The organism is Microcoleus sp. PH2017_24_DOB_U_A (assembly GCF_020738205.1).
Taxonomy (GTDB): Bacteria; Cyanobacteriota; Cyanobacteriia; order Cyanobacteriales; family Microcoleaceae; genus Microcoleus.
Map to the genome: position 1 here is coordinate 44,054 of NZ_JAEQCT010000064.1, position 12,957 is coordinate 57,010.

8 protein-coding genes are annotated in these 12,957 nt (G+C 47.9%); 4 read left to right on the top strand and 4 right to left on the bottom strand.

The features are described from left to right. Positions 1–13: 13 nt before the first annotated feature. From JGK07_RS18855 to JGK07_RS18865, 3 genes are all read right to left on the bottom strand, one after another. Complete coding sequence (locus JGK07_RS18855) at positions 14–2,323, bottom strand: DNA phosphorothioation-associated putative methyltransferase (protein ID WP_293211398.1); 2,310 nt, start codon at positions 2,321–2,323, stop codon at positions 14–16. Positions 2,324–2,555: 232 nt separating this feature from the next. Continuing rightward, positions 2,556–5,996 carry a response regulator gene (locus JGK07_RS18860; protein WP_293205846.1) on the bottom strand — a complete coding sequence of 1,147 codons (3,441 nt, stop codon included), beginning with the start codon at positions 5,994–5,996 and terminating at the stop codon, positions 2,556–2,558. A gap of 119 nt (positions 5,997–6,115) precedes the next feature. Next, positions 6,116–6,547, bottom strand: coding sequence for a response regulator (locus JGK07_RS18865; protein WP_293186494.1), 432 nt, complete (start codon positions 6,545–6,547; stop codon positions 6,116–6,118). A gap of 588 nt (positions 6,548–7,135) precedes the next feature. On the opposite strand from JGK07_RS18865, the gene purC reads away from it, so the two are divergent. Together purC and JGK07_RS18875 are read left to right on the top strand one after the other, a co-directional pair. After that, positions 7,136–7,864: a phosphoribosylaminoimidazolesuccinocarboxamide synthase gene (gene purC, locus JGK07_RS18870; RefSeq protein ID WP_293186504.1), complete on the top strand. Its 729-nt coding sequence runs from the start codon at positions 7,136–7,138 to the stop codon at positions 7,862–7,864. A gap of 578 nt (positions 7,865–8,442) precedes the next feature. Further along, positions 8,443–10,908, top strand: a complete 2,466-nt coding sequence (locus tag JGK07_RS18875; protein ID WP_293224165.1) for a BamA/TamA family outer membrane protein — start codon at positions 8,443–8,445, stop codon at positions 10,906–10,908. A gap of 25 nt (positions 10,909–10,933) precedes the next feature. Here JGK07_RS18875 and JGK07_RS18880 read toward each other — a convergent pair whose 3' ends face one another. Then, a complete protein-coding gene (locus JGK07_RS18880; protein ID WP_293224167.1) occupies positions 10,934–11,140 on the bottom strand; it encodes a hypothetical protein in 207 nt (68 codons plus the stop codon). Here JGK07_RS18880 and lpxC point away from each other — a divergent pair. Beyond that, positions 11,139–11,996, top strand: a complete 858-nt coding sequence (gene lpxC / locus JGK07_RS18885; protein WP_293211401.1) for a UDP-3-O-acyl-N-acetylglucosamine deacetylase — start codon at positions 11,139–11,141, stop codon at positions 11,994–11,996. The genes JGK07_RS18880 and lpxC overlap by 2 nt on opposite strands. A 253-nt stretch (positions 11,997–12,249) precedes the next feature. Beyond that, the gene (fabZ, locus tag JGK07_RS18890) at positions 12,250–12,771 is read left to right on the top strand and encodes a 3-hydroxyacyl-ACP dehydratase FabZ (protein WP_293186502.1); all 522 of its coding nucleotides are present in this window, start codon (positions 12,250–12,252) and stop codon (positions 12,769–12,771) included. The last annotated feature ends 186 nt before the right edge of the window (positions 12,772–12,957 follow it).

Consider the following 12,957-nt stretch of genomic DNA (forward strand, 5'->3'; position numbering starts at 1 on the left):
TCCATGACTATTCCTATTCCTCTCCCTCTTCTTTTCCATCCTCTGTGCTCTCTGTGTCCTCTGCGGTTCCTTCACTCTTTCCCGCATTAACCTCAATCTTTTGCTGATGACGTTCCGACGCAGTTGTTTGCAGCATTTTCAATTTTTCTGGGTCGGAATCCGATCGCCAAAACAAGCGATGACCCTTGATTTTGACGCAACTTTCCTCCAAACTGTTCAGCAATTCCCGCTCCTTAAATCCACCGGACTTATCAAAAATTCCCAACTTTTCCTCTTGGCGACTGAGCTTCGCAAACTTCTGATAATGCGGATAACTAGATGATACAAAAGCTTCTTTTCTAACTAAAATTGGCGGATTAGACAAATTAGAATAGTCTTGATAGCCGACAGAAAGACCGCGCAAATTGATGTGCATGGAAGTGTGAAGAACTGGATGTGGATCGGTATCAAAATCGGGATAAAATAAATAGGAAATTTTCGGTTTATTAGCATAAAATTTGATGATTGTCGCGCCGTCAAGTCTGCCGATTGTCCGGTTGGCACAGCCTTCGTAGAGTCGCAATAAAGGGTCTAGTTCTTCTAATGCAGAGACGTGAACCGAAAGGGAACCGTGTTGTTTGTAGCCGATCGCACTATCCTCGCAACAGTCCGCCACAATATCCGGTTTGCTCAGGCTATATAGCATTAAATCTGCCAAAGTGCAAGCCCTGTGATAACTGTCAAACAAACCCTTGATGTCATTGCGGATTTGAGCCGGAAGCCGCCGCATCGGAGGGCGATCGCCTAAACCGTTGAGAGCGAGATATACTAGCAAATCCTGGCGGCGCTTGTCGGCGATAGTCTCCCAATCATCCGCATCCGTTGCTTGCAAAATCACCCGCCAAGCGCGGTTAAAACTGTGAAATTCTTCCTTGATTGGCGCTTCTTCGGCTAATTCGCCCTTCACCGGGAGGCGGCCGCGATCGCTCACAAACGCCATCAAAGGAGCCAGCATTTCCTCGTAATCCTCAAAGCGCTTGACTTGCGATCGCACTCTGGGAGTCGATAAGCGCGATCGAAACCGAGAAGCCCGAAAACCCTCACCCTCCGCCGCATCCCGAAACACAAAATAGATCCCCAAAGCCACAGGAATCGCATCAACATTCAAAACTTGATCGATATAAACCTTCAACTCTTCCTGCTCGTAATACTTCTGAAAAGTATTGCGAGAAGTGATCACCCCATCCCCGTAAGCAATTTGACCTCTATCGCCATCATCAATCAAAACCTGAGCCGCCACCACCAATAAATTCTTAGTTAATTCCCAAGCATTTAGCAAAGATTCTCGGCGTTCCGCCAAAGATTCAATCACATTAATTACATAACCAATATTCACAATATCCGCACCAATTTGCGGAGTATCCGGCTGATAGTATGGGTCCCAACCCGCAGCAACATAACCCTCTTGGGCAATATATTTAACATCGCCACCGTAGCCACAGCCGTAATCAAAAAAAGTCATTCCATCAACAAACAAATCAGATTCCAAAACTAGACGCACAGGTTTAGAAATAGAGTTGCGTACCATCGCAGCTTTGTGCCGCTCAATCTTGGGAATTGATAACTCGCTATTCTCCTGTTTCAAACGCTCGACAACAGCATGATCGTGGATTTCAACACCGCAATATCCCAAATATTTAAGCCAACCATCGCGAGTGCCGATCGCGCTTGTATTGTCCAGCAGTCCCCATCCTTCCTCGCAGCGAGTCAGTCGAGCAAACTTCTCGTAATTGGGATAATCCGGTGTCACAAAAGTTTCTTTGCGGTGCAAAACCGGGGGATTTTCACTGTTGCTGTAATCGAAATATTTAACTTCCGCTGTTTCCAGATTAATTTGGATGCTGGTTTGTAAAGCAGGGTGAGCGTCTGTATCGAAATCGGGGTAAAAAAGATAAGATATTTTAGGTTGATTGAGGGAAAACTTAACTAAAGTTGCTTCATCAATATTTTCGAGATGGCGTCTGGCACAATTTTCGTAAATTACCAAGACAGGATTGAGTGCTGACAATGCCGAAACGTGAACGTAAAAAGCCGTTGGTAATTTTTTGCCTATTTTGCTTTCCCGACAGCACCGAGCTATTTTGGCCACCAGACTATCAACAGAAAATTCATTGATTTCTTCGGGCGCACATGGCACAGCATTTACATAACTTTCCCCAGCAAGAGGATTGTTTTCATGTAATAAAACTTCCCGAGCAAAAGCCATCAAAGGCGTTAGAATTTCTCCATTATTTTCTAATGGTTCGCTATGTGAAACAGGGTTTGTATCGGTATCGTAAGTCATAGGTTAACTCATCGATTTTTTCTTAAAGACTGGGCGGTTGAAACCGCGTCTATACAGACAAAACCCGGATGGTGCGCGGGTTGAAGATAATTAGACCGTGCGGTTAAAATTACCTTGTTTTCTTGAGTCAGCCGAGGTGTTCGGCGAGCGAAGTCGAGTCGCGGACATCGTTTGTTTGGCGTGCGATTTTAATCGCCGACTATAATTGCCGACGTATCTAACAACTTAAATATTAACCAAACATTCGAGTTTCCACAAACTCTTGAACTCTGGCTAAATGACTGGACAAACTCGCTAATATGCTTTCAACCCTCTCAATAGTTGACAATCCCGAAGCTGGCGGTTGAGATTGAAAGCCTCGCGCCTGATGCTCCAATTGTGCTGCTAAATCCGACATCTGAGCAACTCCCACATTTGCAGAAGTTCCCTTGAGACGGTGAGCTTGATATTCCACAGTTGACCAATCTTTAGCTTCTGCGGCTATTTTGGCAGCAGCCACATCAGCTTGTGCATTTCCCACAAATGCTTGCAAGAGTCGCTCGGGCAATTTGACATTAACCTGTCCGAGTTGCTGCAATCTGCTTTGGTCGAACAGTCCGTCGCAGTCTGCGTGTTCCCAAGCTTGCAGTTCGTGAAGCGAAGCTATCCCGCAGGGAATCGCCCTTGGTGCCGGCACAGCCACAGGCATTGCTGCTTCCAAAACTTCTGGATAATTTGTTTCTAATTGAGGATTTTGTACCAAATTAATACTTTTAACTCCATACTTATTTTTAAACTCAACATTTTGGGATTCATATTTTTTCAGCGCCACGGCCAAAGTATCTAAATCTACAGGTTTGCTGAGATAATCATCCATCCCCGCCGCCAGACACTTTTCTCGTTCTCCCGGCATAGCGTGAGCCGTTAAAGCAATCACAAAAGTATGCCGATCGCCCTTTTCTCGCTCCCTTAACTTTTTTGTCGTTTCATAACCGTCAAGTATTGGCATTTGACAGTCCATCAACACCAAATTATAGCTTTTTTGTGCCAGCAAGTCTAGCGCTTCTTGACCGTTGGAGGCGCAGTCAGCATGATAGCCTAAAGCTGTCAACTGTTCGACAATAACTTGTTGATTGATCGGGTGGTCTTCCGCCAGCAATATTCTCAGAGATGAGGGTGAATTGGAAGTAACATATCGAGAATTAACTCCTAGCAATTTGCAAGTATTAGCAGCCTCCAAGCTGTCAAAGTCTCCCGTTCCCTTAACCGATGCCAGCAAAGCTTCAAGCAAGCGGGAAGGCCGCACCGGCTCGATTAAATAGCCGCTAAAACCATGACAGCAAAGTGCTTCAGCTTTCGGCTGTTCCCGCAAAGCAGTCATGGCGATTAACGAGGCAAATGTCGAGGTCGATCGCACTTTCCGGGCAAATTCCTCAGCATCCAAATCCGGCATTTGCAAGTCCACCAGCACCGCATCGCAGCTTTTTTCGCCTTCCTCTGAATGCCCAGAAATGCTGCTATTGGCATTTTTCAACCAAGTCAAAGCAGCAGCAGCGCTTTCTGCTTCGTAGCAGCGGGCGCCCCACCTTTGAGCGAGCGATCGCACCGCCGCCCTCTTCAAAGCGCTTCCCGAGACTACTAACAGCTTCTTAAGAGCAAGTTCGGCAGTCTGAGGCTCAACTTGCAACTGTTTTTCCAAAGGTACAGCAAACCAAAATGTCGAACCGTTGCCGAGAAAACTGCGAATCCCAATGGCACCTCCCATCATTTCGACTAACTGCTTGCAAATAGCCAAACCCAAACCCGTCCCGCCGTAAGCCCTAGTTGGAGAAGCGTCTACCTGAGAAAAAGATTGGAACAGTTTTGTCTGCCCTTCCGGCGAAATTCCAATGCCAGTATCGCGCACCGAAAATAGCAAATTTTCTCCTTGTCTGCCGTCTGCAAATCCGTTGCTCCGTTTCACCGTCACGTGAACTAAGACTTGGCCGCGATCGGTAAATTTGATCGCATTTACCGTCAAATTGAGCAATATTTGCTTCAACCTGCCCGAGTCGCCCACCAACTTTTTAGGCACCGCACTGTCAATTAAAAAATCCAATTCAAGACTTTTTTCCTCAGCCAAAGGTGCCACCATTTCTATCACCGATTCCAGGCAGCTATGCAAATCAAAATCCGCCTTTTCCAGCCGCATTTCTCCGGCTTCTATCTTAGAAAAATCGAGGATATCATTAATCACGCTCAGCAAATGTTCAGCACTGCGGTAAATAGTCTGAGCCGACTCCCGCTGTTTTGGTTCCAGAGGAGCGCGCAGCAGCAATTGAGCCATGCCCAAAACGCCATTCATCGGAGTGCGAATTTCGTGACTCATGTTCGCCAAAAACTGCGACTTTACCCGGCTCGCTTCTAGGGCAGTTTCTCGGGCTTCCACCAACTCATTAATCTTGTCGGCTACCATTACCATTCCCCCCACTTGGCCGTCGGGATTGTACCAAGGGTGAGCTGCCCAGCGCAGGTATATAACAGAGCCGTCTGCTCGTTCCCAAGCATCTTCGCTCACAGAAATTACCTCACCCTTTAACACTTCTTGATACATCATTTTCCAGCGGTTTGGCGTATCTGGAAACAATTCGTAATGACTGAGATTTGTCAGGGACTGCCACTCAAAATTAAATTGAGTCAGCCATTGGTGAGAGTTAGCTAAATAGCGCATTTGGGTATCGAACATCGCCATTGCTACCGGCACGCAGGTAATAATTTGTTTCAGTTGCTGCCGTTCTCTTTCTAGCGCGTCTTCGGCTTGTTTGCGATCGGTAATATCGCTAATCATGCCGGCCATCCGCAGCGCTTTTCCTTGGGAATTTCGCTGGGCTTTGCCCTGGGAAGTGCAGTAGCGGTAAGCTCCTGAGGAGTGCAGCAGCCGGAATTCTACATTGTAGTCGATCGCTTGTTCTAGATGAGCTGCGATCGCCCGGACGATGCCGTCCTTGTCATCGGGGTGCAGGCGGCTGTAGAGAGCATCCATCGTGCTGCCAAATTGCTCTCGCGGCAAACCGATAATTTCCAAAAGGCGATCGTTCCAATAAACCTCATTTTTACTTAAATCCCAATCCCAAATTCCGTCGTTCACTCCCTCTAAAACTAACCTGTACCTTTCCTCGCTTTCCTTAAGTTGTTGACTGGCATGAAACGCCTGAGATTCGGCGCGGTAAACGCGAAGGGCATTCTCCAAACTGCGCGACAAACTCTCAGCAGACATCTTGCCTTTAGCGATATAATCAGAAGCTCCCGCCTTCATCAATTCCACAGCAATTTGTTCGTCGCCTTGCCCGGTAAGTACAATTAACGGAACTTTCAGCCCAGATTCCCGTACATTTTTTACCAAAGTCAGTCCGTCTCCGTCTGGCAAGCGGTAGTCTAGGAATACGCAGTCAAATTTGCAGTCAAATATCTGATTTAATAGCAGCGAATTTTCGGTTTCCTCAACCTCGCTTAACTGTTGAGATTTATCTGGATGGGAGAGTTTCGCCGCTGCTCTACTAGAACTTTTGCTCACCAATAATTTTGCCAGAGCATCGGCGCAGTCTTCGGCTTCAGTAACTTCTACCGAAACCCGAGCAGACTTGAGCGAGCGTTTGACCGCCATGCGATCGACTTCATCGTCATCAACTATCAGAATTTTGATAAGTTTGTCCATAACAACCGAATTGTGGGATTACTACGAAAAAGAGGCGGCATACAAAAATCAATAAAAATAAATCCACCTCTGAAAAAACAACAGCAACATTGAAGATTTTCTATTAAACTTTTTCTAAATTAGGGAATTTCGCTCAGCATCCAGTATTTGTTGAGGGTAGCCATAACTTCGACAAAATTAGAAAAAGTTACTGGTTTAAGAATATAACCCGCGACATTCAAATTATAAGCTTCTACCTTATCTCTATCTTCATTAGAAGTAGTGAGGACGATCACTGGAATCGACTTCAACTTTTCATCCAGCCGCAATTCTCGCAAAAACTCGATGCCGTTCATTCTCGGCATATTCAAGTCGAGCAAAATCAATCGGCGTGCTTGAGGCATTGCAGGCTCTGTTTTGCTTTCTTGGCGCAATATATGCAGAGCTTCTAATCCGTTTGCAGCCAAGTAGAGGGGGTTAACAATGTTATTTTTTTTGAACGCTCGCCGGACGTTCATCACATCCACCTCATCATCTTCTACCAAGAGGATATGAATTTTTTTGTCTTCCATAAATCAGCCATTTTACAGATGTTTTTTAAGCGCCAGTCTGTATGGTGAGCTTCATTCAGCACCGATCGCGAACCCAGCAGGTCTAATCTCTATTGTGCTTTGTCAAGAATCATTTATGCCTGGGCCGATCGCAGTATATATCTGGAGGCTTCCACAGTTGACAGTTGACAGTTGACAGTTGACCCCCAGAGAGCGACCTCTACGCAGAAGTCCGAGGATTGAAGTAATGAATAGTCTGATTTTAATTTCTCCCTACAAGGGTTCCGGCTTTAATCCAATTCTTTCTGGTAACAATACTTCGGACAGTTTTAGATCTAGTCGAGCCTCCGAAACCCTTACTGACCATATGCTGGACTATTTTTTCAATGTTTAAGTTCAGCCCTAAGTTTCAGAAAATGCGTAAAAATGGCAGGGCTTACTCGCTCTCGGCTTACACGGCCGTTAAAAAACTGTCCGAAGTATTGTGGTAAGTAAGCTCTAAACCTATACACGATCGGGCATTCCCTATCTAAAATCTCACATCTAAAATGGTATAATTTGCGATCGAGCTACGGTAAAATCTCAAACTCATCTATATTATTAATCGCCATGTCAGCCGATCGCAAACTCTACGAAGGCAAAGCCAAAATCCTGTACTCCACCGAAGACAGCGAAATCTTGCTGACCCACTTCAAAGACGACGCCACAGCCTTTAACGCCCAAAAACGCGGCAGCATCGCCGGCAAAGGCGAAATTAACTGCGCCATATCCGCCCACCTGTTTCGGATGCTAGAAGCCAAAGGCATTCCCACCCACTTCATCGACACGCCCGCCCCCAACCAAATGCGAGTCTGCCGCGTCGGCATCTTGCCCTTAGAAGTCGTCGTCAGAAACATTGCCGCCGGTAGTCTTTGCAAACAAACGGGAATCGCCCTCGGTACAATTATCAATCCGCCGCTGGTGGAATTTTATTACAAAAACGACGATCTGGGAGACCCGCTGCTAACCCGCGGCAGATTGCAGTTAATGCAGCTAGCTACCCCCGAACAAGTAAAGCAACTGTCGATCGCCGCCCGTGAAATTAACGAAATACTCAAAGAATTTTTTACCCTGTGCGGCATCACCCTGGTAGACTTCAAACTGGAATTTGGTATCGACCAACATCAAAATCTGATCCTCGCCGACGAAATCAGTCCCGACACTTGTCGCCTCTGGGACAACGCAGAAACTGACCCCGACGCGCGCGTGATGGACAAAGACAGATTCCGCCGCGACTTGGGCTCGGTAGAAAGCGCTTACCAGCAAGTTCTCCAGCGGGTTCTAGCTCAGAAAGTATAGAGGCTTGAAATGCGCTAGAATTGCACAGTTTGTACCCCTTCTGCCTTTAATGTCAGCAATCAGCCGTGAACAGTCATCAATTAAGTAAGTAGTAGTTCCGAATTAATTACACGAAATTTCGACTGAAACTCTTGCCTAGTAAGGAGTCTTTATGTAATTATTTTTGTGTGGTTATTTAGCGGTCAGTCGATTTTAAATTTTAGATTTACTTCACAAATGAATCTGGGAGGTTGAACTCTTAGTCTAAAATTTGGGGAACACTACGACAGCCCAGCGGGGGATAGATAAACAGTTGACAGTTGACAGTTGACAGTTGACAGTTAACTAATGACTCATGACTAATGCTGTTCGCGAGCTCCGAGACTCGCACTAATGACTAATGACTAATGACTAATAGACCTCTTGCAAAAATCGGAAAACACCCTGAAATCATCTGCGTTTATCTGTGTTTATCTGTCTGACATCTGCGGTTGAAGGATCGCTCAAAGACGACTGATGACTAATGACTAATGACTAATGACTAATGACTGATGACTAAATAATGTCGTGTGTGCGATCGCCCAAAAGAGTGAACAAAAATGCGTTTATCTGCTGTATTGGTGGCAGTTTTTACTGTCTCAGCAACCTTCGGATTATCAAATTCGGCAAGTGGTCAAACATCCTACTCTGAATCAACAGAGGAAGCTTTGGCTGCCGTTCCTTCCGCCCCGTCGATCGAATTACCCGATCGCCCCGTTCCAGAATTAACCGAAAATTCTCCTCAAAACCGCACAGCCGCTAACAGCAGCCCAGCGGCAGCCCTAAAAATAGCGGCGGCCCCTCGCAGAGGAGAAGACGATCGCGAACCCCCAAACCGAGTCACAGACCCAGTAACCCCGGTTTCGCCCGCACAGGTGCAACTCCAACCGGAGATTGCATCCAATCCCGTCGCCTCTAGCAGCCAAAATGCCCTGCCAGAGGCACAAGTGGCTAGCCCGCTCCCCCCCTCGGAGACGGGTGTTTCGCCCACCTGGGTTGCCGTAGAGCCTCGGAAACAGGACGAATCAGGGGCGATCGTCCAAGACCTCCAAGTTTCTCCTAAACCAGCCCAGGATGAATCAGGGGCGATCGTCCAAAACGCCCAAATTCCCCCCAGACCGGCCCCGGCTAGACCGGCCCCGACCAGACCGGCCCCGACCAGACCGCCGGCTAACACCCTTCCGACATTGCCCTCGGGCCCAGGAACACCGCAGCCCAGACCAGCCCCCGCACCAGCCGGGGCAGCAGAACCGCAAGTGCTAGTTGCCGAAGTTACCGTTACCGGGGCAACCGGAGACCTGGCAAGCGAGATTTACCGAGTCATCAGCACCCAACCGGGACGCACGACCAACCGCAGCCAACTGCAACAAGACATCAACGCCATTTTTGCCACCGGCTTTTTCAGAAACGTGCGTGCAGTCCCGGAAGACACCCCCTTAGGCGTGCGGGTGAGTTTTATCGTGCAGCCAAATCCGGTGCTGCGGGGAGTGACAATCACCGGTCAGCAAGTGCTGCCCCAAAGCGTAATTGACGATAGCTTCCGCGATCAGTACGGCAAAATTCTCAACCTCCGCCGCTTTGAGGAGGGAGTGAAAAAAATTAATGCCTGGTATCAAGAAAACGGCTATGTTTTGGGCCAAATTACTGATGCGCCACAAGTAGCAGACGACGGCACTGTCACCTTGGTAGTGGCAGAAGGCCAGATCGAATCCGTTGATGTCCGCTTCCTGAACAAGGAGGGAGAGGCAACGGATGCGACCGGTCAGACGATCGGAGGTAACACCCGCCGCTATGTCATCACCCGCGAAGTACAACTCAAGCCGGGAGACATCTTTAACCGCACCAAGGCGGAAAGAGATTTGAGGCGAGTGTTTGGTTTGGGGATTTTTGAAGACGTGCGGCTTGCTTTGGAACCGGGAACGACTGACCCCCGCAAGGCAAGGGTAATTGTCAACGTCATTGAGAAAAATACAGGTTCTCTGGCTGCGGGTGCGGGTTTGAGTTCCGCGACGGGTTTGTTCGGTACGGTGAGTTACCAGCAGCAAAACTTGAACGGTAGGAACCAAAAATTGGGGGCTGAAGTACAAATCGGGGAACGCCAAACCCTGTTTGACTTGAGTTTTACCGATCCCTGGATTGCGGGCGATCCTTACCGAACTTCTTTCACGGCTAATATTTTTAGAAGGCGATCGATCAGCGTGATTTTTGACGGCGGCGAGAGGGAAGTCAGATTGGCAAATGACGATCGACCCCGCATCGTCCGCACCGGTGGCGGCATCAATTTTACCCGTCCCTTGTCGCGCGATCCTTTTGCAGATTCTGAGTGGACAGCTTCACTCGGTTTGCAATACCAGCGAGTCTCAATTACCGATCGCAAAGGCCGGCGCGAATCCGAGGATGCACTCGGCAACCAGCTAAGTTTTAGCAACTCTGGTTCCGATGACTTGACAACCATTCAAGCAGGTGCTGTGCGCGATCGGCGCAACGACCCACTCCGCCCCACCAGCGGTTCCCTGCTCAGATTTGGCATGGAACAATCAATTCCTGTAGGTTCCGGCAGCATCCTGCTCAACCGCCTGCGTGCCAGCTACAGCTTTTATCTACCAGTCAAGTACACAAACTTTACCCCCGGCCCCCAAACCCTGGCATTTAGCTTCAAAGCCGGCACCGTATTCGGAGATTTGCCTCCCTACGAAGCCTTTGCCTTAGGTGGTGCCAACTCTGTGCGCGGATACAACGAAGGCGAAATCGGAGCCGGCCGCAGCTTCCTAGAAGGCAGCGTGGAGTACCGTTTCCCGATTATTTCGTTTATCGGCGGAGCGCTATTTTTGGATGCAGGCACCGACTTGGGCACGGGCAAAGATGTCCCCGGCGACCCGGCTGGTGTTCGCAGAAAGCCCGGTAGCGGTTACGGTTACGGCCTCGGCGTGCGGATTCAATCTCCTTTAGGCCCGATCCGGATCGATTACGGTATCAACGACACTGGTGATAATCAAATTCACTTTGGGATTGGTGAGCGATTCTAATTGAAGAGTCATTAGTCAGTAGTCATTAGTCATTAGTTAGGAGTAATTGGTAATTGGTAATTGGTAATGGGTAATTGGTAATTGGTAATTGGTAATGGGTAATTGGTAATTGGTAATCGCTAATTACTGATTCTCCCTCTCTCCCCCTCTTCCTTCTTCCCTCTTCCTTCTTCCCTCTTCCTTCTTCCCTCTTCCTTCTTCCTTCTTCCTTCTTCCTTCTTCCTTCTTCCATGACTCAAAGTACCTTAAAATCTAAATTTGAAGTGTCGGGAATTGGTTTGCACAGCGGCGAACAAACTCGCGTCCGAGTCTTGCCCGCTGCGGTTGGAGAAGGCCGCTATTTTGTCAGAATTGACTTGCCCGGTGCTCCGATAATTCCGGCAACAATTGAGGCGGTTTGTCAGACTGCACTTTCTACTGAATTGGCTGGTGCGACAGGTGATCAAATTCGCACTGTAGAGCATCTATTAGGCGCTTTGGTGGGGATGGGAACGGATAATGCTCGAATTGAGGTTGATGGGCCAGAAGTACCGCTGCTGGACGGTTCGGCTCTGGTTTGGGTAGAGGCGATCGCCCATACTGGCTTAATTCCTCAAGAATCGCAGGAAGAGCCAAATCCCTCATTCGTCCTGACTGAGCCGATTTGGGTGCGTCACGGGGATGCTTTTGTCGCCGCCTTACCGTCGGATCGAACTCGGTTTAGTTACGGAATTGATTTTGAGGAACAGGCGATCGGCAATCAATGGTACAGTTGGTCGCCAGAGGTAGAAAGTTTTGCCAGCGCGATCGCCCCAGCCCGAACTTTTGGACTTGCCCGCCAAGTTGAACAATTGCGACAAGCAGGTTTGATCAAAGGTGGTACCCTAGAGAACGCCCTAGTTTGCGATCGATCCGGCTGGCTCAACCCGCCCTTGAGATTTGCCAACGAACCAGTGCGGCATAAAATCTTAGACTTAGTAGGCGACCTCAGCCTGCTGGGAACTTTGCCAAAAGCTCATTACTTGGCTTACAAAGCCAGTCACAACCTCCACGTCCAACTTGCCAAAGCCCTGAACTCCCAAGCTTCAGCCGTGCTGGAGACAAGTTAGAAAAGGTTCCAGGCTATATACAGTTATAGTTTGCAGTTACAATTCACAACCAAAGACGCGATCCCTTGCGTTTATGTAGCAACGGCCAAGGCGCTTAGAACATTCTTAATTGCTGAAACCATTGCAGTGAATCTGTTCTCTTGCGGCGATAACTAAAGCCTTCCATCTTCCATCTTCCATCTTCCATCTTCCTTCTTCCATCTTCCTTCTTCCATCTTCCTTCTTTCATACCACACTCAAAAGTCTTCAAGCAATGTCCACGCTGACTGAAGTTAACACCCTCAATACTGCTAATTCCGAATCCGTTTCCACAGAAAACGGTGAGAATTCTCCAGCGGTTAAATCTACTTTTACTCTCGAAGAAATCCAGAAAATATTGCCTCACCGCTATCCTTTTGCACTCGTAGACAGGATTGTTGATTACGTGCCGGGAGTGCGGGCTGTAGGAATTAAAAATGTGACTTTCAACGAACCACATTTTCAAGGGCATTTTCCCGGAAGACCGATTATGCCGGGTGTCTTAATTGTCGAAGCGATGGCTCAAGTTGGCGGTATGGTTCTCGGTCAGTTACCGGACATTGAGCAAGGATTGTGGATGTTTACCGGCATTGATAAAGTCAAATTCCGCCGTCAGGTTGTACCGGGCGATCGGTTGCTGATGACTGTAGAATTGCTCTGGGTAAAACGCCGCCGCTTCGGAAAAATGCAGGCGATTGCAGAAGTGGACGGGCAAAAAGTTTGTGAAGGAGAATTGACGTTTTCGATGGTAGATTAAATTGTTATTGGTTATTGGTTATTGGTTATTGGTTATTAGTTGTTGAGGAATTTTTATTTGTTCCTGATGACAACTGAAAACTGACAATTGACCAAAGAGCGAGACGCAAGCCCCTGGCTTTAGACATGGGGATAAGTCGGTAGCGGTTTCAACCGCCTTCTGTATTTAACAAAGCTTAATAAAGAA